We start from the raw sequence: 26,239 nt of genomic DNA, 5'->3' as shown, positions 1-26,239 counted from the left end.
TTAATTATTATTTTGCATAAACATTAAATACACCACAGTTCACAGAATAAGAGGCTGTTTCCACACGAATATAACGTGCGGTCAACGGTGCATAAAATACGATGAATTTAGAACTGCCGGTCACTTCTCCAGCACTCTTGAAGTTTGTACCGTCATCGCTGGTGCTAATCTTTGTTCCGGCACTGATGGAATTATATTCTCCCCAAGAAGTACTCCTGTATGCCACGATAGCACCAAAGGTGTAAGATTTCCCCATATCCACAGTAAAAGCTGCCTTATAATTCGACCAATCGGAAATAGAAGCAGTAGATTGCGGATTTCCATCGAACCATCTGTCGAGGTTTGATCCGCTACCACTTAACACATTAACGCTCCATCCCGCCTGGTCTGCTACTAACGTTCCAGTAATATCGGCCTCAGTAGCCTCATGATTTACATTGTCCTCCGTCACGGTAACGGTCAGGAAAGAAGGTGATACCATATTGGTACTCAACTGTGTATTAGGTCCTTCTGCAGACACCAGACGCAAGGGAATAATGTATCCTTTTTCGCTCTTAAGCGTAGAAAGCACATTAGCGTCATCCGTAAGTTTTACGTGCACAGTGTCAGCAACTACCATTTTCCCGGCAGGGATAGTCATCTCGGCATTTTCCAACACGATGGCTTCGGCGGGCATAGCTTCAAACACAGTGCCGTGCTCTTCATTATAGGCAGCAATCAGAGAGTTATCCACTACGACCGTAGCTTTTATAGTACCGCTCGCTTTCTGCGAACATTTTGCCGGCCATTTAAAGTCTACATTGCTGACTGTACTAATAGGGGTCTGTACAATTTTGTACGCCTTGGAATTATCTGATATATACACCCGGTTAAACGGATCACCATAGACATCGTAAGTCTCCTCATCATCACAAGCTGCAAAGCCGATGGCACAGAGGGCGAACATTCCTATATAAAATAGATTCTTTCTACTTTTCATTGTCATCTTTTCATTAAAAGGTTAATTAATGGATAGCCGGATTCTGTATTTGAATACACTGGCGGAACCGGTAATAAGGTTCGGGATTGTATTCATGTACATTATAGTCACGATGGATAAAGAATGCGCCAAAACCTCCTTTACGTTTTCCATTCGCCGGCTTGTAGCGTGCCTGGTTGTACATAGACTGCATATCTCCCTGCCAGTTATCACCCATATTGCAACAGTACACCACTTTTTCATCAGGCCATCCGCCTGCTCCCGTACCACCGCCATAAGCTTGGAGGAAGCAATAGTTACTATACGGAACAAGGCTGGTCATGCTGGTACTGGTCTGGTCGATATTGAGCATTTTATCACAGATACCTTCCTGTGAAGCAATCTCCTTACCATAACGTTCTTCGATGAGCTGTAAACGTTCTTCTCTGGTAATGTCCGGATTCGGTCCCATGTATTTTGCCATGTGTTTGTAGAAATATTCAAAATTAGAGCCACTCAAGAAGTCACCTTCCGGCTCATAGTCCGCATCAAAACCATCAAGGTCGTTCAGAAATACCTGATCGAGAAAATATTCGGCATACATTTCAAAAGAACGATTGAGTGCGGCAGTACGTTCTTCGCCATTCGGCATTGCCTTCGCTTCATTGTAAGCCTGCTTGAAAGCATGGTCATCTGTTTCCGCATCGATACGGGTGATTGCCACACAAAGCATCTTGGTTCCTTTCACTTTCTGTACAAAGCGGATTTCTTCCCATATTTCTGTATTTTCTGTTGCCGGAATGCCACCCCACATAGAGCAAATATCGAGACTGTCGGGCAATCCCATAAAGCGTACAGCGGCAGAGTTCTGCGCTCCATACTGTGCAAACCATCCGAAAGCAATTTCGTGTTCGCTCGCTTTGTAGTCGCGTAAGTTCTGGTAGTACTGGTCGTCGTAAGTCAGCGGCCGCTGAATAGTCAACGACTCAATGTCTGTATTACATGAGGCCATCATACCGCCTACAGTCAGTGCGGCCAATATGTATTTCATTGTTTTCATATTCTGATTACTTAGTTAGATTGTTCTACATTATATATCTGATTACCTTTTCACATCCCACCAAAGACGTGTTCCGGCAATGTCCGTACCGTTCAACAGGGAAACAGCAGCTTGTGTGTTCTCACCATTGTCTGAATATTCCTTTGTAGGGAACTTCAAACGACTGATGAGTTCTCCAGTGGCAACTTCTCCACCGGAAGCGTTTGTACTGATAGTCACAATACCGGGATAGCCGGTACGCCGCATCTCACTCCATGCTTCCTGTCCGTCCGGGAAAAGGGCAATCCATTTCTGCACCATAATGCGCTCGAGTTTCTTATCATCAGAAACCGATTCATCCCACTTCACTGTCAAATTAGAAACCATACGACTCACATCGGTATTACGTCCGTTTGTCGGATCAATGAATGAAGTTGATGGTACATTTACATCATTATCAAGATAACTCTCCGCACCTAAAGCACCTTTGGAAGAAAAAGAGGTCTTCACACCTTCTTCGTAATATTCCTTCACAGTCTTATCCCCCAAGTTCAAACGCAGTTTTGCTTCAGCCAAAAGGAAATATGTTTCAGCTGCATCCATCCACAGGATAGAAGTAGCCTGTCCTACGTTCATGCTAGACGCCGCTTCAGATAAAGTGCCCTGACTACGGCTGGTTTGTCCGTTACGGACTCCGTGATATTCGCCATCTTTCTTAGCAACTTTGAAGTAAGAGGACAAACGTGGATCCTGTAAGCCTTTTAAATAGCAATCCATAGTAGCGCTCATTCGAAAATCATTGAAACTTTCATATGCTTCCCACCATTCATTGATGAAAGAGAACGATACAGACTGTTTCAAAACAGCATTATCACTAACGGAAGTCATCAACCCAATAGTATGGTCTATTGCTGCTTTAGCTTCCGTCTCGGCTTTGGTCTGATCCACATAAGAAATACGCATTGCCAGGCGAAGGCGGAGAGAATTGGCGAACTTAATCCAATTCCCCACATTACCATTATAAATATAGTCATAGTCTTCCAAGTAGGGTTCGGAAGTACGACTGTTGTAGCTGGTGAGCACCTCAATGGCATTTTCCAATTCTTCAAAGAAACGATAATACACATCTTTTTGGCTATCGTAGGCCACTTGAATACCGGTACCAAACTTTGAATAAGGGATAGGACCATACTTGTCCGTAATACGACTCATACCGAACACCTTGACAATAGTGGCCATAGCACGTGCGGGTGATGTCCCACTGGTACAGTCCACGACTTTCCGCCATGGCTGCATCACCTCTGTGTAAGCGGTGCTAAACGGAGAGTTATACCACTGCGGATAGAGCTTGTAACAATCGTTGTCTTGCTCTCCGGCATAGTTCCATGTCTTAATAGGAGCACAATAACTGGCAAAAATATCACCGGTCAGCATCTGGGTCTCCTCAAACAAACCACCCTTATCTTTACCTACTACGAACACCCCTCTTTCCATCTGCGTAAAGTAGGCTCCTGTCAGGAGATTATCACGTTCCATTTGCTCGGGAGTTACTTCATTCGGATTGATATTCCAACTTTCATAATGGTCGGTACAAGCGGTAAACAACAAGCCTCCGGCAAGCAACACACCATTGAACACTTTCATGCATTTTAATATATGTTTCATCTTATCGATTCTTTAGAAATTGAGTTTAACAGAGAAACCTAAATTGCGCAAGCTCGGCAACATAAAGTAGTCCATTCCGCTGAAATGCGTGCCTGTACTTGCCGTCAGTTCCGGGTCGAAAGGAGCTTTGCAATAGAACATAAGCAGGTTACGTCCCGTGAAGGCTACATTCATACCTTGTATCCAAGGAACCCACTTCTGAACAGGGATGTTGTAACCGAGAGACAACTCTGCAAGACGGACATTCGTAGCATTATAAACATACATGGAGCCGACACCGCTTCCCACAGTGCTATAATACTTTTGCACAGCGGGTACTTTATGACCATCAATCAACACATATCCCAAGTCGCGGGCTTCAGCGGTGGCTGTGGAAACGCCGTAAGCATCCATCATCGCTTGTGTCTGTGAAACAACGATGCCGCCAATACGTGCATTAATCAGACAGCTCAAAGTCAGTCCCTTCCATGAGAATGAGTTGCGCCATCCCATCATGTACTTGGCTTGCGAGTTACCAGCATAAATCCATCCGTCATTGCGTTCGCCAGCCTTGTTATCTATAGCTACTGTATTGTTCACATAATCTACGTCGATATATCCATGAGAGTCGGTACGAAGTGCGGTCACGTACAGGTCGCCAATAGAACCACCTTCAAAGAGACGTGAATTCACAATTTCCAATCCGCCCAAATCCATCATATCCTGGCTGACCACCTCACCACTCGATAAAGTAGTCGGTTTCAACAGTTTTTTAATCTTATTGCGGTTGATTGTATAAGTAAACGTAGAGTTCCACTGTACCGGTCCGAGCGGCTGGTTTAATGTCAGGCTTGCTTCGATACCTTTGTTATCCACTTGTCCGCCATTGATATAAATAGAAGAATAACCGGAAGAAGCTGAAATCGATGGGTTGAACAACTGGTTGTAGGTAGATGTCTTATAGAGAGAAACGTTCAGTTCCAACTTATTATTCCAAAGATGAGACTGCAGTCCGACTTCCCAAGCTTTGGTACGCTCCGGTTTGATATCCGTATTGGGATATGTGGTAGCTGTGACGGGAGAAGCCGACTCGTACGGATAAGTCTGATAAGCGATGTAGCGTGTAGGAGCATTACCCACCTCACTATAAGAAGCGCGTACCTTCAAGAAGGTAAGTATGTCGTTCTTGATGGGTAGCAACTCCGTCAAAATAGCCGATAGACCTACTGACGGATAAGCGACTGACTTCGTATCGGTCCATGCCAAAGCAGACGACCAGTCGACACGCCCCGTTACGTCCAAATAGAGTTTGCTCTTCCAACCCAGTTGTGCTGTAGCGAAGATAGATTGCGTTTGATCGTGATAACCATCCTGCTGGAATTTTACGGCAGACTGCATCAAATTGAGCATTGTAAATCCGTCGGCTACAGAATTCAAGCTACCTCCTACATCGTAATACTGGTAGTTGACATCCTGAATACTAGTACCCAGCGTAGCGGCCAGTGAGAAGTCGCCGAAATATTTGTCGATATTCAGCATCACATCACCATAAAGCTGACGAGTGGACGCATCACCTTTATAATATCCACCAAATTTCTGACAGAAAATATTATCGGTAGATGCAGCATATTTCTTTTCGTACAGAGCCGATGTATAATCCATCTTGGCACGTGCACCTAATGTAATGCCTTTCATAATTTCGAAACTCAAGCCCCCACTCATAAGGAAACGGTTCTTATGATTGATAAAATTGTCGCGATTGACAATCCAATAGGGGTTCTGCATGGCGATACCCTGATTGCCCCAAGGCCAGTATTGTGTTTTGAAGTTACGGGCTTCGTTGTACATTTCAAACTGTTGAAGCATTTCCAAACTATAGCTCGGTGACATCAGATAGACAGGAACAATTGGATTGAAATATTGTCCTTGAGATACCATATTCTGTTCACGCACATTCATATAACTTGCGCTTAGATCGAGACGCAAACGTTCATTGAGCATGCTAGTCGTATTGCGGATGGTAAAATTATAACGATCCAACGTGTTGTTCGGAACAATACCTGCCGCATTGGTAGCAGCCATAGAAAGGAATATCTGGTTCTTCTCATTGCCGTTGCTGATGGTCAGAGAGTTGGTTTCATTCCAGCCGGTCTGATAGAAATCCAATGGATCGTAACTGCTGGGCTGTCCCAATTTTTGTCCCCAGCTTCTTATTTCTCCTGTAGTCGCACCATAAGTGTTTTGAAATTCCGGAGTTACAAACGGATTGAAGAAGGAGGTATTATTGGCATAGTTGACGCGGAGTTTGTCTTTCGAGCCTTTCTTCGTGGTAATCATGATAACACCGTTTGCGGCATCACTACCATAGAGTGCTGAAGCGGCAGCGCCACTCAACACAGACATGGTTTCAATATCTTCGGGATTAATCATGGAAGCACCGTCACCGGATTGCCCCATACCGGTCATGAAATCGTCCGGTTGCGTTGTTTCCAGCGAAGGCATTGGAATACCATCGATTACATACAGGGCGTTATTATTTCCGGAAAGAGATTTCGCACCACGCATTACGACCTTAGCTCCACCACCGATGCCGGATGAGCTGGAATTGATGACAACACCTGCTATCTTACCGGACAAGCTATTTACGAAATTGGCATCCTTGACACCGACAATTTCACTGGCAGATACTTCTTGCACATTGTAAGAAAGTGCTTTCGCCTCTTTACGGATACCGAGAGCGGTAACCACCACTTCGTTCAACACTTGCGAATCGTCTTCCAAAGTGACATTCAATACAGGACCGGAGACAGGCAATTCCTTTTTCTGATAACCCACATACGAGAATAGCAATACCGGGCTTGCAGTCTGTGTGGTCAATGTATAGTTTCCGTCAAGATCGGTCACTGTACCGTTAGTGGTTCCTTTCTCCATAATGGAGACACCGATTAGCGGTTCGCCATGCCTATCTTTTACCGTACCTGCAACGGGTTTTGTTTTTTGTTGAGTGACTTTCAGTTCTTTAGCCGTCAGTACAATCTTATTATCCAATATTTTATATTCGACATTTGTACCTGCAAAGACCTGTTCCAACACCTGAAAAATATTCTTCTCGGAAGCTGAAACCGATACCCGGCGATTAAGGTTAAGATTCTTGCTATTTATAAAAAAGCTGAATCCGGATTCACGTTCAATCTTGTGCAGCACTTCTTCTATAGTACAATCAGTAACTCGTAAAGTAATAGAAGTTTTTTGTGCATATCCATCTGATGCATATGCTAGTCCGGCTGAACAAATTAGGAGTATAAATAGTAATTTCATAGCCAATGATATTTCCTTTAAGGTTCGTCTAAGAGACTTTAATCCTCCAAGAAATTGGACGATACAATAATTTTGCATAAATTTGTAACGAGTTTAATTAGAAAATTGGTAGTTATACTTGTCGGGAAACAAGTAGGTTCACAATTACTGAAGCTCATACGGGAGGATACGGCCAATATCATCCCGTATTTTTTTGGTTGCTAGGGATCTTTGTTTTTCATGGCAATAAGTTTTTGGGAATTAAGGTTTTTATCTTTTAGTACTAAATAAATATCTCTATCTTTATTTTCTCTTTACCGGCATCTGCGTTATTATTCAGATAACGCCAACGAACTTTCGAAGAAACACTGATAAAGTTAAGCACCTGTTCCAGATTCCGATTGGTAAATGTTCCGGAGAATGAGTCGTCATGCGGTACATTCTCCTGTATGACAAATTCGGCATTATACCTATCTGCCAATATATCCAGTGCATCCCGTAATGACGTTTGCCGGAAAATGATTTTACCATCTTTCCATGAAAGTTCTCTCTCACCGGAAGTTGTACAGAGTTGCGTCTTTCCGTTTTGAGAATAATAAACTAACTTTTGTCCGGGAGCCATTATAATATATTGCGACTGTTGCCCGGCATTGTTAAATTCAAAGTTGACTTTCCCCTCAACCAAAGTAGTTATCACTTCATCTGCTTCTTTATATGCCTTTACATTGAATTTGGTACCCAATACTTTTATAGCAGACTGATGGGCAGTGGAAACAATAAAATGTCTCTTTGGATCTTTCCAAACCTCAAAATAAGCTTCTCCGTCAAGCTCAACTTTGCGTGTATGGGAAGAAAAACGATTCGGAAAAGTCAATGTACTTTTTCCGTTCACCCATACCGTGGTTCCATCAGCAAGTGTTACTTGAGTACGCTGTCCAGCAGGCACGTAAACAGTCTGCATCTCTACATTTTCTTTTTGGAAGGCCTGTATCATTATATAGCTCAAGCCGAAAGCCACCGCAAACACAGCTGCAACCTGCCACACCCGCCGTGCAACGGGACGCAACGAAAAAGTCTTTTTCGTTTTCCGAGAGAGACTTTCCGTATCCTGCCATAGGAATGCATCGTAACTTTTACGAAGTGAAATGAACTCCTTGAGATTGGCAGCATCTGCATCAATCCAAGTGGCAACCTCTTCTTTCTCTTGTTGGGATGCCTTGCCTGAAATATATTTCAATAGTAATTCTTTATTCATAATAACGTATAGTTTATAAACAGGAATAAGCAAGGTTACTTGCCCCCTTCATTAAGAATACCACCCACCAAGCATATTCCCTAGTAAGAAATGCGATTTTTTTTGTTATTACCCCCAAAAAGTAGAAATAACAGCCCTATACTGTCGCTTTAAATGAAGAAAAATAAAAATGGTGCATAGTCTTTGAGATTGTCTCGTAGCATTTTAACCGCCCTAGTGATATGATATTCTACCCCTTTCACACTTATCCCTAATTCTTCGGCTATCTCTTTATGAGATTTACCATCCAACCGGTCGCGTACGAAAGCAATGCGGGTTTTCTCAGGCATACTAGCCAATAGCGTCTTTACTTTTGCCCGTAATTCTTCTGATAGTATTTCATTAGGATCGCAGGCTTCCAATGTAGATATGCGAATCTCCAGTTCGCGCTGTCCCTTATCAAGCAGAGTTTGATAAACATTTTCCTGTGCCTGTATATGTTTCAGATAATTTAGTGATTTACTGCGGATATAAGTGATCAATATAGCTTCAATACTCGGAATCTCCCGCTCTTTGCTCAATTCCCATAGATGAATGATTGCCTCCGAAACGATATCCTCTGCAACTTGGTCGTTGTGGACATACGACAAGGTAAACAGGAAAGCTTTCCTGTAATAAGCTGTATATATCGAATTGAAGTTGATTTGAGCCATTCAAGCAGTTCCATAAGTATTAAACAGCTGCAAAGAAATATATTTTATATGTGAAACAAAAACTTTTTAGAGAAAATTTAAATATGACTAAAATTCCTTTTGTTAAAAGATAAGAAAACCTGCGAACAAACATTTGCTTAATTCGCAGGTTTCCTTCTTTCTTTTATCTAAAAAACAGCCTAAGTTTATTCAATTTCATTTCTTTTATACGCCAATTAACTGATCTAAACTTATTGGTATTTTAAAAACATATGTTTGCCACTACTCAATAGCCACAGGAGTATCCAGTGTGGCAATTCTTATACCATTAGTTGTTCCGTTTATGCGGCCGGTAGCATCTTTAATGACTCCACCTTCTTCAACTTCCGTTCCGTTCAGCTTATAATAGAGTGCTAACCCTTCCGATTTCGGATCAACGCCCAGCACATTCTGTTTAAGCTGATTTTCCGTACGAGCTACGCTCCAAACACGAAGTTCACACATTTTACCATACAACGGACGTTCCCCCCATTGGAACCCCGGAATCTTGCCAATGTTGAAACCAACATCTGAATTCGGGTCAAAACCTGGAATACCCCAATCTGAGCCGGCCCATTTAGCTCCATTGACATAAATAGCCGTTTTTCCCAAAGGTTGGTCATAAGTCAAAGCGATATGATACCAACGTTTCGCCTGTAATGCCTCCTTAACTTTATATCCCTGTGTTCCTGCGACTTCCAGGATATCCCTAGGAGTTACCCCGCCTCCAGCGTCACCGATACGAAGAATCATTTTGCCTTCAGTCCCCATAATCGTATTGTTATCGCCAAATCTGTCGATATAAACCAATGCTTCATAAGTGAACGATGAGAAATAAGTTCCAACCGGGAATTTTACAGAAATGTAATTGCTATTGAATGTACCGACTTTGGTTATCTTTAGAGGTTTAGAGAGAATGAAATAAGCAATGCTTGTTCCGGGAAGAGTCGATATAGAAGTCGACTGTACACGCACTGGCAAGGCATATGTTTTTCCCTCTTCAAGCGTCTCCAGATTAGAGAGTTCCAGTTGCACGTTTTCCGCATACAACTTTCCACTTGGAATAGTAGAAGTCGCACTGCTTAATTTTACATTTGACGCATCAAACATCTCATAAGCTGTCCCATACTGCGTATTGTATTCGTCCAGCACACTTTTATCAGCGATGACATACGACACATCCACCTGCGAAGAAACCATGGAAGAAAGTCTTGAAGATAAATCAAAACTCTTTACCTCACTTTCATCTTCCAACGAGAATACATATTCCCTATTTTCAAAATAAAGTTTAGGTTCCAATAAGTCACTCTCGCTGTTATTGCAAGCGCTCATCAGCAAGGCCATACCTCCTAACACCAAATAATTGAATCTATGTTTATTCATAATTCTTTCGTTTTATTGATTTACCAACCTGTCTATTCTGACTTGTTCTCTTCTTTACTTTGATTTGCTTTCCATTCATTGAAAACCTTCTGATTTATTTGAATGGCTTGACGCATCCACTTGTAGTCGGGAGTATTGTCATAATCGTTATCGAAACGATAAGCCCCTATTCCACCTTTATAACTTTTTGACGGCATATGAGCAGCTTGTTTAAGCAACTGACCACCATTAACAGCATACTTTTCGAAATTTTCCGTACAAATTATTTTCTTGGGATCTACACCATATCCTTCTAGACTAGGTCTGGAAGAACCATAACTTTGTATAATCCAATAATCGACATACTCATCCAACTCTCTGGTAAGACCATAAATTTGACCATCAATACAAATCATCTTATGTCCTTTGCCTTCCGGGTCGCTTTTCGGACCAATATAGTTATTCATCTCCTTTATTAAATGAATTAAGTGCCTATTCTCACTTAACGTTCCATCCATGTCAAACACACCACTTCCGATTTCCCAGTCAACATCATAACCATCCCAGTCGTTTGCATCCAAAGAGTCACAAAGAGCTTTAGCGAACTTTGCCAAACATTCATAATGGTTTTCACTGTTGAATTCGCCTTCAAATCCCCAAAATTCCCAACGAGCTTTCTTCTTCGCATCTTCCAGCTTGGAATCACTCCAGCCTTCTTCCTCCGCCAATTTTTCCACAGGAGTATATACCGAATTTGGAGTTGCCCCTTTGCCAATATAAGAAAGCAGGCTCACCTGTAATAATTTTGTCCCTTTCACTTTTTGCACAAACTCTTTATCCGCTTTCTGTTCGGGAGTGATATCAAAACGTCCGGGAGCACCACTCCACATGGAAACAAAGTCCATACTGTCCGGCATAGAGGTCAGATATCCTTTTCTGTAAGCTCCGGCAGGAGACCAATTGGAGTACCATCCGAAAGCAACAGGGCGCCCATAGTTCCAAGCGGTTGCCTTGTAAGCACGCAGATTGGCATAATATTCACTATCGCCCATCGTATTATTACCTCCGATATGCTCCATTTCTATATTTTCCACTTCAGTGCAGGAAGTTGTTACCATTAAGCCTGTCAAAGAAAGGAGATATAATAAATTTCTTAATGTTTTCATATTCTTCATTTTGTATCAAAATAGTGATTATAGGTTATCGTTTACAGTCCCACCACAAGCGGGTTGATGATTTATCCTCGCCACCTTGACCGTTATTAAGTAACAGCAAAGCAGCATTGTAAATAGCCTGTCCATCCTCAGTTTGATAAAAACTTGTAGGATAAATCATACGTCGTACACCAGTCTCTTTAGTAGCACCTTGACTCGAACCATTATTTACCATTACAGGATTCAATTTCGGATATCCGGTTCTTCTCCACTCTGTCCAAGCCTCCTGACCATTAGGGAAAAGAGCAATCCATTTCTGAATCATGATCTTCTCCAACTTCTGTTCTGTGCTGCCATCAAATTTAGCAGTAGCAGTAGAAGGTGCTGGGAAGCTACAAGCATAGGAACCTGTGAATTCATGCTTCATCGGTGCTTTATTAGAATTCATATAAGCATCTACAGAAGTTGTTACACCATTTTCCTGAAACGACATTTCAATACCTTGTTTGTAAAGCGCTTCGGCACTGCCGAAGTCGGCAGGCCATACTAAAGCTGCTTCAGCCCGCAAGAAATAAACTTCGGAGGCACGCAACCAATAAGTCGGAGTATTACTTTCAATCTTCGGTTTAGAGAACAATTTATAAACATCATTCGGTGCAAAAGTATGTCCGGCAGGTACTGCTTGATATTTCTTACTGTCATAAGCCAGTTGCCCTACTGTACTTGCCGCGTCTACAGGCTTAAAATAAGCACCTAGACGAGGGTCAGCATATCCCATTAAATATGAGAACATAGATGATCCCATACGTGATTCCTCATACGTTTCAGATAACCATTCAATGTTATTACGGAAAGTAATACCAGCTCCCACACTCATTTGCGCTTCATCATCCCTTGCAGTCATTACGCCTATAGAATGTCCGACAGCCTGAATCGCATACTTCTTTGCCATTTCCTCATCAGCAAAGCGAACGCGAATCGCCAGACGAAGCATCAATGAGTTAGCGTATTTCACCCATTTCCTGGTATCACCTGCATAAACCGCATCATATTCTTCCATCACTTTAATACCGTTCACAGCTTTTTCAGTCAGTACGTCAATAGCATCAGTCAAGTCTTGAAACATAGCAGTATATACCGCCTTTTCCGAATCGAAAGGTATATTCATTGTCGGATCGGCAGCATGTGTATAGGGCATCGGTCCAAAACACTCCAACGTTTTGTGCCAAGCCGAAATTTTCAAAATTTGTGCCAATGCATAGATTTCAGGGGCATCATTCTTTTCTGAAAATACTTTTAATTTTTTCCAAGAATTAAATGCGTTGGTATACGAACGCGTATAAGTGCCCGCAATCCAACCGTCAATTAAAAAATAGGTTGTATTGTTACGACCCGAATTCCAACCGGTAGAGTTATTCTGCCCGAAGAAACCACTCCAACAATCGGCCGAAAGATGATAATCAGTCTGATATTGATTAATAATGTCTGTATCATCGGCTTGAGTACCCACCGGAAAAACCGTTTGCTCCATGGCCGTAACCAAACCGCCTACAGCAAAACCATCCATTAGCCCTTCTTCTTCAGTCATTTCAAACGGGTTGGTATTGATTCTTTCATAATCACATGCCGTCAAAAATGACAAGAGACATATACTTGCTAAAAGTTTATATTGATTTATCTTTTTCATAATAAAGTTGGTTTATTATAGTTTAAATTTAATGCCAAAACCAAAGCTACGTACACTTGGTTGCATAAAGTAATCGTTACCTTGTCCATAAGTACTTGTAGAAGGTGTAAGTTCAGGGTCAAACGGAGCTTCACAATATAACATCCAAGGATTATTTGCGATAAACGAAACCGTAACATCTCTCAGTATATTTCCAAACCATTTATTAGGCATAGTGTAGCTGAGTGACAACTCTTGTAAACGAATATTAGTAGCACTGTACACATAATAACCAGAGGTTTCATAGTTTCCTGTGCCAATCATTTGATAATAGGCCTTCGCGTCTACTCTACCTTGATTTTTTATCAAAGCACCTCCAGCATCCCGTGCCTCAGCCGAACGTTTGGAAACCCCAAAACGGTCAAGCAAAGCTTCTGTGGAAGAAGTTACTACGCCACCAAAGCGTCCGTTAACCAGAAAGTTTAGACCAAAACCTTTGTATGACAATGCATTGCTCCAACCGAGATTGAAATCCGGTGAGGTTTTGCCCAAGTAAACAGGTTCACCTCTTTCCATACCAAATTTACCATCACTCTCTACTGCCACAAATCCTTGACTGTCTTTCTTAAAAAATGTATTGGCATAAATATCATGGATACTGCCGCCCACTTTCAAAATCGTACGACCTTTGTCTTTCACTACTTCGGGAATATTAATCGGCGAAGTTCCCTCCAAACCTGTCACATAATTAGTTACCATTTCTTTGATTTCGTTGACGTTACGTGAAAAAATCAAAGTAGAAGAGAAAGATAATCCGTTTTTAAACTTATCGCTATATCCCAATGAAGCTTCCCAGCCACGGTTCTCGACATCACCTGCTTGCAAATAAATTTGTTTGTATCCAGTATACTCGGGAAGTTCACCCAAGAATGTTTGGTTCTCTGTATTGGAATGATAGTAAGTAACTTCTGCACTCAATTTATTCCACAAACGAAAAGTCAAACCAAATTCATAAGATTTGGTACGTTCTGCCTTAAAATCAGTGAAAGGATAGATATAGGTAGGATTCAAAAGGCCACCCACAAGCGGATCAGTCACCGTACCGGGAGTCAAACCTGCACGAGATACCGGAGCACCTACTCCAGTAACAGAACCACGTACTTTTAAGTAAGATATAAATTCAGGTAGTTTTACCATTTCAGATACAATGGCCGACAGACCAACAGAAGGATAAAAGAAAGATTCCTCATTGGTATTTACCAAACGAGAATTCCATTCGTTACGTCCGGTCAAAGTCAGATAGAGCATACTTTTCCACCCCAATTCCACGTTAGCAAAAATGGCATGATTACGCATACTGTCACCACCTCCTTTTTCGGAGATACGTCCATTTTTTGTATCGATGTTAGTAGTGGTAAATTTATTGGGAAGCTTGAGTAAAGCACCTTTATATCCCCTTTCCAAAGCCCAATAATTAGAATAACTCCAACCAAGGTTGGCAGCAAGACTGAAATCCTGAATGCGTTTATTGATATTCAGCATAAAGTCAGCATACTCCTGACGATCATTGTAATTACTGTATCCGTAATGCCCCTTAGTACCTTCTGCAAACTTCTGATCGGAAGAAGCGTAAATTTTACGTTCAAAACTCACATAGGTATCATCCATTCTGAAACGACCAGCAACATTCAGCCAATCGGTGATTTTATAGGTCAATCCCACATTGAACATGTAACGGCTCTTTTCATTGGTAGCTACATTACGATAAGCTGTCCAATAAGGATTTTGAGAAGCATAAGTAGACTCACCTACAGGCCAGTATTGCACAGGCAAATTACGGCTCTCATTGTAGCGTTCAAAATTCTTTATGTCCTCAAAATTCTCACCGCGTGGGAACAAATAAGCAGCCATCACCGGATTCCAATACTGACCCTGCGAAACCATATTTTTATCTTTTTGCTTCACATACGATGCTCCTAAGTCCAGTTGTAACTTATCATTAAGAAATGTAGAAGTGTTACGAATGGTGAAGTTTAAACGATCGTATGTGTTATTGGGCACGATACCTTTAGAATTAGTAGATGAGATAGAAGCAAAAGTCTGATTCTGCTTAGTTCCTGTGGTCAAAGTAAGTGAGTTTATGAAATTCGTACCAGTATTAAAGAAATCATGCTTAGGATCGTAACTTGACGGAGTTGGCAATTTCTCTCCCCAGCTTTCATACATATCTTTCTTGTTTCCATATGTATTTTGAAATTCTGGAGTCATGTACGCTTTGCTAAACTCAGTAGAAGATGAGAACTGAATAGCCAGTTTCCCTTCTTTACCTTTTTTGGTTGTTACCAAGATGACACCGTTTGCCGCACTACTACCATACAATGCAGCAGCTGAAGGACCGCTCAACACTGAGAGGCTCTCAATATCTTCAGGATTAAAGTCAGCAATACCTTCTGTTCCAGCCTTTCCTTCACCCATAATACCACTGTCTGTATTTCCCATATTGGTATTAAACAAAGGAATACCGTCTACCACATATAAGGCATTATTATCCCCTTCGATGGACTTTGCACCACGCATCACAACGCGAGTTGCACCACCGACACCAGCCGCACTCTTGTTTATGGTTACACCGGCTATCTTACCGTTTAATGAGTTCACAAAGTTTGGGTCTTTCACAGTAGTCAATTCATTACCTTTTATCTGCTGCACATTATAAGACAAAGCTTTCTCCGCACGTTTGATACCCAATGCTGTAACAACAACCTCATCCAGCACCTCCGTATCCTGTTTCATAGTAATCGGATAAAAATCTTTTTTAGAAACAGTCACCATTTGAGTGGCATATCCTATATAAGATACTTTCAATGTAGAGTTGTCTGAAGCCTTTATTGCAAAGTTTCCATCAAAATCGGTAATTGTACCGGTCGAATTGCCATCCACTGAAATGTTAACTCCAATTAGTGGTTCACCGCTCTCATCAACAACTTTTCCTTTGATATCCTTCACTGTTTGTGTTGCAACTACAGGTTTCTTTTCAGTAATTATAATATAATTACCTTGAATTTGATAAGCGAAACCTGTTTCTTTCAAAATTACATCAAGTGCCGCCGACACAGCGACATTTTGCAAATTAAGATTTGCTATTTCTTTTCCTTTTAATTCGGAATCACTATAGTTTATAGACATTTTCGACTGTTTTTCTACAGTTTTCAGAGCATCAACAACAGTGATATTCTTCTGCTGAATAGTAATTTTATTACCACTTTGAGCAAAAGCAAGGGTAGATGTTAGTAACAATAGACTTAAAAAAGTGAGAAAGCCTCGCTTTTGAGCTATTTGTTCTGCTATTTTTTCGTAAATTTGTAGCATCTTTAGTATTAGTTAATTGGTTATTATTCTAGGATCATTCAGAATAGCGTCAATACACGCTAATATTAAGGAGAACTTGATTTCACATCCGGAAGGAACGGGCATTCCTTCCGGATACTTTTTCACATAGTATTTTCAATTTAAATAGGTTCTACAACAGGTTTATTTCTTATTGGTTACATAGCATTTATTTCCTTTAATAACATAGTTTACATCTCCCACTACCTGTGATATAATGCCCATAATCTCTTCCAGATTTGCTTGTTTTTGGAAGCGGAAACTATAGGTATTCTTCTTCATACTATGAAGACTATAAACAAAGGCATAAGGGAATTTACGTTCCAGGCTTGTGAAAATGTCTTCCAGATGCATATTACTAAAGACCAGTTCTCCGCGCTGCCACGCTGTCACATCGTCTATTTCCGGCAATCGCAGGTTATGTTCTTTTGTATGCTTGTTATATATTAATTGCTCATTAGGCTTTAGAATAACATTAGATATCAGATTATTGAATTCTACTTTTACACTTCCTTCCAGCAAAGTGGCAATCAATTCATTACTTTCCGGATAAGCGTTCACATTGAATTCCGTACCTAAAGCGGTGACTTGATAATCATTCGCTTTCACAATAAAAGGATGCTCTTTATCCGGCTTCACTTTAAAATTAGCTTCACCTATCAAATATACACTCCGCGTCTTTCCGTTGAACTGCTCCGGATATAATAAGGTACTTTTTGAATTCAACATGACATGCGTGCCGTCAGGCAAGGTAAGTTCGTGGATCTCTGCTGTTGGTATATAACACTCCACCAAATCTTTTACAGGTCGGTCTTTTTCCAACATCAGATAAATAGAGACAGATGATACAGCCAGTAAGAGAATAGCCGCCGCTCTCCATACAAGTAGCTGATAATTTTTATGAGAAACAGGTCGTGTTCCTATATTCTGCTGCATTTGCCGTATTGATTGTTGCATTCCATTGGGAACTTCCCGTTCCCCTGCCTGTTTCCAAAGCATACGGAGTGCTTCATCCTTTTCGTCAACATGCTCTTCATCAGCCAGCCATCGTTGTACTTTCTTTCGTGTATCGGCTGAATAATCATTGTTTCCGAATAATTCTACGAGTTGTTGAATATAGTTTTTCATAAACCTTTTCTTTCTTTTTTGGGCTTTATATACTAAATACAACTACTCCGCACAGACTACTTAAAAATATTTGAGAAAAAAAATAAATAAGATAAGTATCTTCTTCAATTCTATTAATGCCAGATAAACCTGATGCTCTATTGTACGGATAGAAACATCGAGTTTATCAGCAATTTCTTTATGACTCAGCCCCCTGAAACGGCTAAGTTCGAATATCAGCCTCCGACGCTTCGGCATTTTCTCCAAGGTCAGCTGAATAATCATCAGCATTTCCTTATAATATACATTATTCAAAACCTCTTCTTTTTCTGTCAACTCATAAAGAAAAGTCTTTTCGATAACTTCATCTTGATATTCCTGTTCTATTTGCTGATGTTTGAAGATGTTCAAAACAATATTCCTGGTCATTATAAAAATGTAATTATCCAAATCTCTGTCAGTATCCAACCATATTTCAGGCTGCAACCAGAGTTTACAGAAAACATCCTGAGCCACATCTTCTGCCTCTGCTTCCGATTTTAGAAGCATCTGAGCAAAGTTTTTTACTTTAGGAAAGTTAGCAGTAAAAAACTTCTGAAATTTTAATTCGATCTGCCTGTCGTTATTTTCCATCTCTCTAGTATTTCCAGTGTTAACAATAAAATCAAATATCCTAATATATAAAGGAATAGCTCAGGTAATATTAAATTGCAATTATAATCTAAAAGCAAAATAAAAGATTAATAACACAATAAAAAAATAATGCCACTTAAATTTGATTTATTTATTTATTTTCCCAAGCAACCATAATGTAGATTCCCATAGAGGAATCAAATGTATATAGTACACCCATAAAAAATAAAAAAGGCTTCATGAATCAATGATTCATAAAGCCTCTAAAGAATACTCGTACTCGAAGCGGGACTTGAACCCGCACAGCCGCAATGGCCAAAGGATTTTAAGTCCTTCGTGTCTACCATTCCACCATTCGAGCATCCTTTCAAAGAAAGAGCGGAAAACGAGACTCGAACTCGCGACCCTAACCTTGGCAAGGTTATGCTCTACCAACTGAGCTATTTCCGCGTTTTTTCAACGGGTGCAAAGATAAGTAGTTTACTTGTTTCTGCCAAATCTTTTCGAAGGAAAGTTTAAAAAACTATCCTTCGAAAGTTCATTTTATCTTCCAAGTAGTGTTTTTTCCGCCTTCTCCATTTCACAGAAATTGAATCCGTCAACTACTTGTTGCATCAGGGCGGAAATCTCTGCATTGCAAAGGTTGCCGATACTTCCTTCATGGGTATGATGAACTTCCTTACTATGAGAGAATTCACCAGCTTCAATATCCAAACCCACTTTTTTATATGCATCACGGAAAGGCATACCTTCACGCGCCAAACGATTCACCTCTTCTACACTAAAAATAAGCAGATATTTATCATCATCGAGAATATGTTCATTTACTTTAATCTCATTCATGATATAGGTTGTCATCTGCAAACAATCTTTTAACTCTTGGAAAGCCGGTAGGAAAACTTCTTTGATAATCTGCAAATCACGGAAATAACCGGAAGGTAGATTATTGGCAATCATCATAATTTGTTGAGGAAGTGATTGCAGTTTGTTGCATTTTGCACGTGTGAGTTCAAATACATCCGGATTCTTCTTATGAGGCATGATACTAGACCCCGTAGTACAATCGTCCGGCAATTTCACGAAACCAAAGTTCTGGCTATTGAACATACAGGCATCGAAAGCCAGTTTGGAAATAGTTCCGGCAATCGTAGCCAATGCAAAGGCAACATTGCGTTCTAGCTTTCCGCGTCCCATTTGCGCATACACTACATTGTAGTTCATAGAATCGAAGCCGAGTAATTCTGTCGTCATCGTACGGTTCAACGGGAATGATGAACCATAGCCGGCAGCAGATCCCAACGGATTACGATTACACATTTTAAATGCAGCCTGCAGAAACAGCATATCATCTACTAGACTCTCGGCGTAGGCACCAAACCATAATCCAAAAGAAGAAGGCATAGCAATCTGCAAATGGGTATACCCCGGCATCAATACATTTTTATATCGCTCACTTTGGCGAGCCAACACATGGAAGAGCTGTTCAACAGCTTCAGCTATTTCCTTAATTTGTGTACGAGTAAAGAGTTTCAAGTCCAGTAATACCTGATCATTTCGTGAACGACCGCTATGTATTTTCTTTCCTATATCTCCCAAACGACGGGTCAACATCAATTCCACTTGAGAATGTACGTCTTCCACCCCGTCTTCTATCACAAATTCACCCTTTTCCGCCGAAGCATAAATATTCTTCAATTCAGCCAGCAACTGTTCCAGTTCTTCCTTTGTCAACAAGCCAATGCTTTCGAGCATGGTAATGTGAGCCATAGAACCAAGCACATCATGCTTAGCCAGATAAAGATCCATCTCGCGGTCACGACCAACCGTGAAACGTTCAATATCTTTATTCACCTGTACGGATTTCTCCCAAAGTTTCTGCGCCATAAAAAAATAAGTATTAGGTATTAAGTATTAGGCATTAAGTATGACAACAAGAGCCAATACGACTACGGTTAATACTTTATATCTAATATTTAATACTTGTTTTTTTAATAATTAATAACCGCCAACATTTCAACCATCTTTTCCAAACCTTCCTGAAGTGGCTTTTGAACCATCGCTTTCATGAACGGATTAATATCCATTCCGATGGTTACCTTCACTTTACATTCTTCTTCTCCCGTTGCGACCAACTGAATCCACATATTAAAAGGGACCGGAGAGTTAGTTGTTGCCAACTTTATACATTTAGATGGTTCACGTTCAACAATTTGCAGTGTCAGTTGCCCAATAGGTGAAACACTAAAGCTCAATGTATCCGAATCAAAGCTCAAATCCTGTACCTTATCTTGCGGCAGGCGATCTTTGATTGCTTCCAGATTACTCAAATCTGAAAGTTTATTGTATACGCGTTCCTGGCTATAAGGTATTACCTTAACACTGCTCTCAAAATTACTCATAATTTTCTTTTAGTATAAAACAAAAAAAGAACAACCCGGCCAATTCATGTCCGAATAGTTCTTTTTACAAATATGTCTGATTAAAACAAAGTCCTTATTTTCCAGCATCCCAATGAGCGGGGTCTTTACGCCATTCGTTCAAAGTTTGTATGTCTTCTTCTTCAATGTAACCTGTACGAAGAGCCACATCAAGCACAGCTTCGTAATTAGTCAATGTCACCAAAGTTACTTTGGCATTCTTGAATGCCTCTTCAGCAACCGGGAATCCATAAGTATAAGCCGCAACCATACCAATCACTTCGCAACCATCACGACGAATTGCCTCTACAGCCTTCAAGCTACTACCACCCGTAGAAATCAAATCTTCTACAACAACAACTTTCATACCCGGACGAAGCTCACCTTCAATCAGGTTTTCCAATCCATGGTCTTTCGGGGTAGAACGAACATACACGAACGGTAAATTCAATGCATCAGCTACCAAAGCTCCCTGCGGGATAGCACCAGTCGCCACACCTGCAATCGCATCCACCTGTCCGAATCGTTCCAATATCAGACGTGTAATTTCAATCTTCACAAAATTACGAAGAGAAGGATAGGACAGAGTTTTACGGTTATCACAGTAAAAGGGGGATTTCCATCCAGAAGCCCATGTGAAAGGGTTAGCGGGTTGAAGTTTAATAGCCTTAATCTTCAACAGTTTCTCCGCAAATAGTCTCTCTAAGTTTTTCATAACTAAACTAACTATTAATTATTTGCCGCAAAAGTACAGAATTTGAACGAGAATAAAAAGAAGAATCCGTTTATTTTTTCAGTCAATTTGTTCCTCTTCATCGGGAATGTCGATACAACGCTTGATATCTTTCAGTTCAAATCCGCGGCTCATGGCAAATCGCATCAGTTTTCCGTTTAGTTCATACTCATCCTGTGCATGAATACTTTTCCGCTTGGAAGCCAGAAGTTCACGCAGAATGGAGAGATATTCTTCATCATCAATCTCATTCAGATAACGCCATGCTACATCAGAAGGAATCCGCTTCATATAAAGCCCTTGAGCTATTTTCATCTTCCCCCACTTGGCAAAACGGAACTTATCTTTCACGAAAGCCCTGCAGAAACGTTCATCATCGATAAACTTTTCCGTTTCCAGTCGGTCAAGAATACGCGCAATGGTATCATAGGCAATTCCCCAACGTTGTAACTTCTCATTTATTTCTGCCCGGCAATGCTCGGCAGTGGAGCAGTAAGAGGCTACGCGATTTAAAGCCTCTTCATCTGTTAATTGTGCACTCATCGGTTAGCTGTAACTATTCTATCTTTTCCAAATATGTCTCTTATAACACGAACATCATGATATTGGTTCATTTCAAGTATGTGTGCTGTTTCCCGGCCATAAGCCTGGTTTATTTCAAAATAAAGTTTGCCACCCGGCAAAAGTAATTCACGTCCTAAATCAGCAATCCTGCGATAGAACCGCAACGGATCATCATCAGGAACAAATAAAGCAAGCTCCGGTTCCCAATCAAGTACGTTGGCATCCATTTCCTTTTTTTCCGCTTCGGTGACATAAGGCGGGTTACTGACGATTACATCAAAAGAAGGCGTTTTTCCCCAATCGTTGGATAAAACATTTCTTTGCAGAAACGTGACGTCTGCTGCCAATTCCTTATTATTCTCACGGGCAATTGCCAACGCATCTTCCGAAATATCCCAAGCTTCCACTTTTGCATCCGGTAATTTCTTATCCAAAGAAATTGCAATGCATCCGCTTCCCGTACCTATATCTAATAAGCGACAGGCATTCGCATTCTCCCGAGCCACCAAATCGACCAGTTCCATCGTTTCAGGACGTGGAATCAGTACACCGGGAGCTACTTTGAATCTTCTTCCATCAAACTCCGCAAAACCACGAATGTACTGTATCGGTTCATTTTTCTGTAAACGGAATATAATGTTTTCTAATTCACGCTCTTTGCATTCGGATAAAATCATATCTTTGCCGAGGTAAATATCAAGCGCATCCAAACATAACATGTCGCAACAGATCAACATAGTAAGAGCTTTGACCTCTTCCGGCGGATAAATATCCTGCAAGGACTGGCGGATGTAATTGGTGATACGATTCATATATTTACAATTTCGGAGTGCAAAAGTAAGAATAATATAGCGAAGAGCATCAAAATGGAAGAAGAAAAATACATGAGACGCTGCATTGAGCTCGCTGGGAACGGGTTATGCAATGTTGCTCCCAATCCGATGGTAGGGGCTGTTATCGTATGTGATGGGCGTATTATCGGTGAAGGTTACCACATTCGTTGTGGAGAGGCACATGCCGAAGTCAATGCCATTCGTTCCGTTAAAGATGAATCTTTATTGAAACGTTCCACGATCTATGTAAGCCTGGAGCCTTGCTCACATTATGGAAAAACTCCACCTTGTGCCGATTTGATTATTGAGAAACAGATTCCTCGGATTGTCATTGGCTGTCAGGACCCTTTTTCAAAGGTAGCCGGACGAGGTATTCAAAAGCTACGGGATGCCGGACGAGAAGTGATAATTGGCGTATTGGAAAAAGAATGCCAGCATTTGATTCGTCGCTTTATTATTTTCAATACACTCCATCGCCCTTTCATTACTTTGAAATGGGCAGAATCAGCCGATCATTTCATTGACATAGAACGTACTGACGGAAAACCAGTGATACTTTCCTCTCCTCTCTCGTCCATGTTAGTACATAAGAAAAGAGCAGAAGCCGATGCTATCATGGTAGGTCGGCGGACAGCCTTACTGGACAATCCATCACTAACAGTACGCAATTGGTATGGACATAATCCGATACGTATCGTTTTAGACCGTACCTTATCCCTTCCGAAGGATTTACAAATATTCGACGGAGATATTCCGACATTAATCTTTACAGAGAAGGAGTATCCTGCAGAAAGAAACATCACCTACATTACTATTGATTTCAGCCATAATCCACTGATGCAGATTATGGAAGAACTATATCAGCGAAAGATACAATCATTGTTGGTCGAAGGCGGGAGTCAGTTGCTGCAATCTTTCATTGATAACGACCTATGGGATGAAGTATTTATCGAGAAGTGCCCCAGCAAGTTATATTCCGGTGTTAAAGCACCTGAAATAAGCGATAATTTTAGTTACTCGATAAAAGAACACTTCGAAAGACAGATTTGGCATTACGTTCATCAAGATTAGCTAAAATAGTCCTGTTCAGGGAGTTTTACGTCGATAAAATCAGTGTTATTATCTATAATTTTATATAAAACTTGCCGGTATTGTTCTTTATCGGAAAAAATGTTTCTATTTTTGCAACTTGTAAATAAACACAATCTTTCAAATGAGAATAAAGTTTTTATCATTCATTGCGAGTTTTTTCATGGTGTCATTTGTTATAACGTCATGTCTTGATGACGATAATAACATCGAATATAGCCCGGATGCGACTATACATGCATTTGCACTTGACACAACAGGCCTTGGGAGCTATAAATTTACTATTGATCAACAACAAGGTCTTATTTATAATGAGGATTCTCTCCCCGTTCATGCTGATACCATTATTGATAAGATTCTAATCAAAACATTAACGACAGCATCAGGTGTTGTTACAATGAAGGATCAAAACGATCAAGATTCCATTATCAACTTGAGTGATTCTATAGATCTTCGTAATCCTTTAGAAGTTAAAGTATGGTCAACAGAAGCCTTAGCAGGTATATCCCCTGACCAAGTTAAGAAATATACTATTACTGTACGAGTACATAGGCATGATCCGGATTCGTTGAGATGGAATTATGTAGGAACTATGCAGAATGAAATCGTAAATGAACAAAAAACGATTGAATTTGACAGTAAATTCCTCACCTATTCAAAAGTAGGCGACCACTTGAAAGTATATCAAAACAGTGGCTTTTCCAATTGGACAGCGGCAGGAGTGAATACAGAAGGCGACCTGAATGTATTACCCAACTCCATACTGCCCTTAGATGAGGTTATATTGGCTACTGCTAATAATAAAGTATACGAATCAACAGATGGTATTAGCTGGGCAACTTCAACTAAGTTTTCAGGTGAAGTGAACACATTCGTCTCTAAATTAAAGGTAGAGAATGAAACAAAAATCACTTATATCAAAACAGAAGAGGGAAAACGATATTTCTATTCCATACTGGAATCACAATTATTAGACCAGCCGATAGAAACTCAAATCGAAGAGGTCAGCGAAAGATTCCCCATAGACAATATCTCTTATACAACCTTCAGCAAAGGTAAAAACAACCAGAATATCATCGTAGGAAAACATGAACCTGCAATAGAAATTGACATCAACAATAAAAAGGTTCCTGTTACCATTTCATGGGGATATGATGGCAAGACTTGGGTTGAATTGGGAGCAGCTACCGCGGTAGCTTATTGTCCGGCATTCGACAATCCGACTATTATTTACTATAATAACCTTTTCTACATTTTCGGAGATAAATTAGAATCTCTTTATGTATCGATTAATGAAGGAGTTGCCTGGAAAAAAGCGAGTAAAAAATTCTCTTTTCCAAACCATGATTGGAGCGAATCTAATATCACTGAATCAACCGAAGAAAAAACCGAATTCAGAGGTAGAGAGAAGTTTTCAGTAGTACAAGATACAGGAGAAGAATTCATCTATATCTTATTCAGTAAAGAGGAAAATCTTACTTTTACTGAAGAAGTAGAAAAAGAAGAAGATACTCGGGCTACAACGCCTAAAGATAGAGGTCCATACAAGCATGATTCTGAAGTATGGCGTGCCCGTCTGAATCAGCTATGGTTTGACTTAGCAAACTCCGGCAAATAACAAACGTATACGTTTAAAATAAGAAGATGTCCTATATAGAACAAATAGACAAAACTCGGATACCCCAACACGTAGCCATCATTATGGATGGCAACGGACGATGGGCAAAGCAACGAGGGGAAGAACGTACTTACGGTCACCGTGCAGGCGCAGAAACGGTACAGAAAATTATCGAAGACGCAGCCCGCTTGGGAGTGAAGTATCTGACTTTATACACCTTCTCTACCGAGAACTGGAGTCGGCCACAAGACGAAATAGCGGCTCTGATGAATCTATTGCTAGATTCTATTGAAGAAGAGACACTGATGAAAAATGATATTCGCTTCAAGATTATCGGTGATTTCAAGAAATTACCAGACGAAGTTCAGAAAAGTTTATCATCATGCATAGAACGTACGGCTGGGAATACAGGTATGTGCCTGGTATTGGCTCTTAGTTACTCTTCCCGTTGGGAAATAACTGAAGCCGTCCGCCAAATAGCGACACAGATTAAAAAGGGAGAATTATCTCCCGAACAAATAACAGATGAATGCATCGCATCTCATTTGGAAACAAAATTTATGCCCGACCCTGATTTATTAATCCGTACGGGAGGAGAAATCCGACTAAGTAACTACCTGCTATGGCAATGTGCTTATTCGGAGCTTTATTTTTGTGATACCTTTTGGCCGGACTTCGATAAAGAAGAATTCTACAAAGCCATTTACGAATATCAGCAACGGGAACGCCGTTTCGGCAAAACCAGTGAACAAATCAGCTAACATAACTCGAAA

20 protein-coding genes and 2 tRNA genes are annotated in these 26,239 nt (G+C 40.6%); 3 read left to right on the top strand and 19 right to left on the bottom strand.

What is annotated here, in order from left to right:
• Positions 1-7: 7 nt before the first annotated feature.
• The 19 genes from BacF7301_RS08225 to prmC form a co-directional block, all read right to left on the bottom strand.
• Positions 8-979 (bottom strand): BT_3987 domain-containing protein, encoded by a 972-nt coding sequence (locus tag BacF7301_RS08225; RefSeq protein ID WP_167961859.1) that lies wholly within the window; start codon positions 977-979, stop codon positions 8-10.
• A gap of 25 nt (positions 980-1,004) precedes the next feature.
• Complete coding sequence (locus tag BacF7301_RS08220; RefSeq protein WP_167961857.1) at positions 1,005-2,018, bottom strand: glycoside hydrolase family 18; 1,014 nt, start codon at positions 2,016-2,018, stop codon at positions 1,005-1,007.
• A gap of 42 nt (positions 2,019-2,060) precedes the next feature.
• Positions 2,061-3,662, bottom strand: a complete 1,602-nt coding sequence (locus BacF7301_RS08215; RefSeq protein WP_167961855.1) for a SusD/RagB family nutrient-binding outer membrane lipoprotein — start codon at positions 3,660-3,662, stop codon at positions 2,061-2,063.
• A gap of 12 nt (positions 3,663-3,674) precedes the next feature.
• A complete protein-coding gene (locus tag BacF7301_RS08210; RefSeq protein WP_167961853.1) occupies positions 3,675-7,037 on the bottom strand; it encodes a SusC/RagA family TonB-linked outer membrane protein in 3,363 nt (1,120 codons plus the stop codon).
• Positions 7,038-7,221: 184 nt separating this feature from the next.
• Positions 7,222-8,193 (bottom strand): FecR family protein, encoded by a 972-nt coding sequence (locus BacF7301_RS08205; protein ID WP_167961851.1) that lies wholly within the window; start codon positions 8,191-8,193, stop codon positions 7,222-7,224.
• 149 nt (positions 8,194-8,342) lie between these two features.
• Positions 8,343-8,885, bottom strand: a complete 543-nt coding sequence (locus tag BacF7301_RS08200) for an RNA polymerase sigma-70 factor (protein WP_167961849.1) — start codon at positions 8,883-8,885, stop codon at positions 8,343-8,345.
• A 261-nt stretch (positions 8,886-9,146) separates the two neighbouring features.
• Positions 9,147-10,289, bottom strand: a complete 1,143-nt coding sequence (locus tag BacF7301_RS08195; RefSeq protein WP_245208464.1) for a DUF1735 and LamG domain-containing protein — start codon at positions 10,287-10,289, stop codon at positions 9,147-9,149.
• A gap of 29 nt (positions 10,290-10,318) precedes the next feature.
• Positions 10,319-11,431, bottom strand: coding sequence for a glycoside hydrolase family 18 (locus BacF7301_RS08190; RefSeq protein ID WP_167961845.1), 1,113 nt, complete (start codon positions 11,429-11,431; stop codon positions 10,319-10,321).
• 34 nt (positions 11,432-11,465) lie between these two features.
• Positions 11,466-13,106, bottom strand: coding sequence for a SusD/RagB family nutrient-binding outer membrane lipoprotein (locus BacF7301_RS08185; RefSeq protein ID WP_167961843.1), 1,641 nt, complete (start codon positions 13,104-13,106; stop codon positions 11,466-11,468).
• Between the two features lie 15 nt (positions 13,107-13,121).
• Positions 13,122-16,454 carry a TonB-dependent receptor gene (locus BacF7301_RS08180; RefSeq protein WP_167961841.1) on the bottom strand — a complete coding sequence of 1,111 codons (3,333 nt, stop codon included), beginning with the start codon at positions 16,452-16,454 and terminating at the stop codon, positions 13,122-13,124.
• A 162-nt stretch (positions 16,455-16,616) separates the two neighbouring features.
• Positions 16,617-17,600: a FecR family protein gene (locus BacF7301_RS08175; protein WP_167961839.1), complete on the bottom strand. Its 984-nt coding sequence runs from the start codon at positions 17,598-17,600 to the stop codon at positions 16,617-16,619.
• Between the two features lie 60 nt (positions 17,601-17,660).
• Positions 17,661-18,212, bottom strand: coding sequence for an RNA polymerase sigma-70 factor (locus BacF7301_RS08170; RefSeq protein ID WP_167961837.1), 552 nt, complete (start codon positions 18,210-18,212; stop codon positions 17,661-17,663).
• A gap of 277 nt (positions 18,213-18,489) precedes the next feature.
• A tRNA-Leu gene (locus tag BacF7301_RS08165) sits at positions 18,490-18,573 on the bottom strand.
• A 16-nt stretch (positions 18,574-18,589) separates the two neighbouring features.
• Positions 18,590-18,662, bottom strand: a tRNA-Gly gene (locus BacF7301_RS08160).
• Positions 18,663-18,755: 93 nt separating this feature from the next.
• On the bottom strand, positions 18,756-20,096 hold the full coding sequence (gene argH / locus BacF7301_RS08155; RefSeq protein WP_167961835.1) for an argininosuccinate lyase: 1,341 nt from the start codon (positions 20,094-20,096) through the stop codon (positions 18,756-18,758).
• A gap of 104 nt (positions 20,097-20,200) precedes the next feature.
• Positions 20,201-20,611: an SRPBCC family protein gene (locus tag BacF7301_RS08150; RefSeq protein ID WP_167961833.1), complete on the bottom strand. Its 411-nt coding sequence runs from the start codon at positions 20,609-20,611 to the stop codon at positions 20,201-20,203.
• Between the two features lie 94 nt (positions 20,612-20,705).
• Positions 20,706-21,344: an orotate phosphoribosyltransferase gene (gene pyrE, locus BacF7301_RS08145; RefSeq protein WP_004299787.1), complete on the bottom strand. Its 639-nt coding sequence runs from the start codon at positions 21,342-21,344 to the stop codon at positions 20,706-20,708.
• Positions 21,345-21,422: 78 nt separating this feature from the next.
• Positions 21,423-21,905: a regulatory protein RecX gene (locus BacF7301_RS08140; protein WP_167961831.1), complete on the bottom strand. Its 483-nt coding sequence runs from the start codon at positions 21,903-21,905 to the stop codon at positions 21,423-21,425.
• Positions 21,902-22,738: a peptide chain release factor N(5)-glutamine methyltransferase gene (gene prmC, locus BacF7301_RS08135; protein WP_167961829.1), complete on the bottom strand. Its 837-nt coding sequence runs from the start codon at positions 22,736-22,738 to the stop codon at positions 21,902-21,904. The genes BacF7301_RS08140 and prmC overlap by 4 nt, the downstream gene beginning before the upstream one ends.
• 54 nt (positions 22,739-22,792) lie before the next feature.
• On the opposite strand from prmC, the gene ribD reads away from it, so the two are divergent.
• The 3 genes from ribD to BacF7301_RS08120 all read left to right on the top strand — a co-directional run bounded on the left by ribD (position 22,793) and on the right by BacF7301_RS08120 (position 26,227).
• Positions 22,793-23,830 carry a bifunctional diaminohydroxyphosphoribosylaminopyrimidine deaminase/5-amino-6-(5-phosphoribosylamino)uracil reductase RibD gene (gene ribD / locus BacF7301_RS08130; protein WP_167961827.1) on the top strand — a complete coding sequence of 346 codons (1,038 nt, stop codon included), beginning with the start codon at positions 22,793-22,795 and terminating at the stop codon, positions 23,828-23,830.
• Between the two features lie 142 nt (positions 23,831-23,972).
• Positions 23,973-25,466: a BamI family beta-barrel-assembly machinery protein gene (gene bamI / locus BacF7301_RS08125; protein ID WP_167961825.1), complete on the top strand. Its 1,494-nt coding sequence runs from the start codon at positions 23,973-23,975 to the stop codon at positions 25,464-25,466.
• 26 nt (positions 25,467-25,492) lie between these two features.
• Complete coding sequence (locus tag BacF7301_RS08120; protein ID WP_167961823.1) at positions 25,493-26,227, top strand: isoprenyl transferase; 735 nt, start codon at positions 25,493-25,495, stop codon at positions 26,225-26,227.
• Positions 26,228-26,239: the final 12 nt, after the last annotated feature.

This window comes from Bacteroides faecium, from assembly GCF_012113595.1.
In the GTDB taxonomy this organism is placed as follows: Bacteria; Bacteroidota; Bacteroidia; order Bacteroidales; family Bacteroidaceae; genus Bacteroides; species Bacteroides faecium.
This window is presented reverse-complemented; position numbering and strand designations above follow the sequence as displayed.

Coding starts and splice junctions, on each gene's coding strand:
- BacF7301_RS08225 (WP_167961859.1), bottom strand. CDS start 979: ATGAAAAGTAGAAAGAATCTATTTTATATAGGAATGTTCGCCCTCTGT.
- BacF7301_RS08220 (WP_167961857.1), bottom strand. CDS start 2,018: ATGAAAACAATGAAATACATATTGGCCGCACTGACTGTAGGCGGTATG.
- BacF7301_RS08215 (WP_167961855.1), bottom strand. CDS start 3,662: ATGAAACATATATTAAAATGCATGAAAGTGTTCAATGGTGTGTTGCTT.
- BacF7301_RS08210 (WP_167961853.1), bottom strand. CDS start 7,037: ATGCAAAATTATTGTATCGTCCAATTTCTTGGAGGATTAAAGTCTCTT.
- BacF7301_RS08205 (WP_167961851.1), bottom strand. CDS start 8,193: ATGAATAAAGAATTACTATTGAAATATATTTCAGGCAAGGCATCCCAA.
- BacF7301_RS08200 (WP_167961849.1), bottom strand. CDS start 8,885: ATGGCTCAAATCAACTTCAATTCGATATATACAGCTTATTACAGGAAA.
- BacF7301_RS08190 (WP_167961845.1), bottom strand. CDS start 11,431: ATGAAAACATTAAGAAATTTATTATATCTCCTTTCTTTGACAGGCTTA.
- BacF7301_RS08185 (WP_167961843.1), bottom strand. CDS start 13,106: ATGAAAAAGATAAATCAATATAAACTTTTAGCAAGTATATGTCTCTTG.
- BacF7301_RS08180 (WP_167961841.1), bottom strand. CDS start 16,454: ATGCTACAAATTTACGAAAAAATAGCAGAACAAATAGCTCAAAAGCGA.
- BacF7301_RS08175 (WP_167961839.1), bottom strand. CDS start 17,600: ATGAAAAACTATATTCAACAACTCGTAGAATTATTCGGAAACAATGAT.
- BacF7301_RS08170 (WP_167961837.1), bottom strand. CDS start 18,212: ATGGAAAATAACGACAGGCAGATCGAATTAAAATTTCAGAAGTTTTTT.
- argH (WP_167961835.1), bottom strand. CDS start 20,096: ATGGCGCAGAAACTTTGGGAGAAATCCGTACAGGTGAATAAAGATATT.
- BacF7301_RS08150 (WP_167961833.1), bottom strand. CDS start 20,611: ATGAGTAATTTTGAGAGCAGTGTTAAGGTAATACCTTATAGCCAGGAA.
- pyrE (WP_004299787.1), bottom strand. CDS start 21,344: ATGAAAAACTTAGAGAGACTATTTGCGGAGAAACTGTTGAAGATTAAG.
- BacF7301_RS08140 (WP_167961831.1), bottom strand. CDS start 21,905: ATGAGTGCACAATTAACAGATGAAGAGGCTTTAAATCGCGTAGCCTCT.
- prmC (WP_167961829.1), bottom strand. CDS start 22,738: ATGAATCGTATCACCAATTACATCCGCCAGTCCTTGCAGGATATTTAT.
- ribD (WP_167961827.1), top strand. CDS start 22,793: ATGGAAGAAGAAAAATACATGAGACGCTGCATTGAGCTCGCTGGGAAC.
- bamI (WP_167961825.1), top strand. CDS start 23,973: ATGAGAATAAAGTTTTTATCATTCATTGCGAGTTTTTTCATGGTGTCA.
- BacF7301_RS08120 (WP_167961823.1), top strand. CDS start 25,493: ATGTCCTATATAGAACAAATAGACAAAACTCGGATACCCCAACACGTA.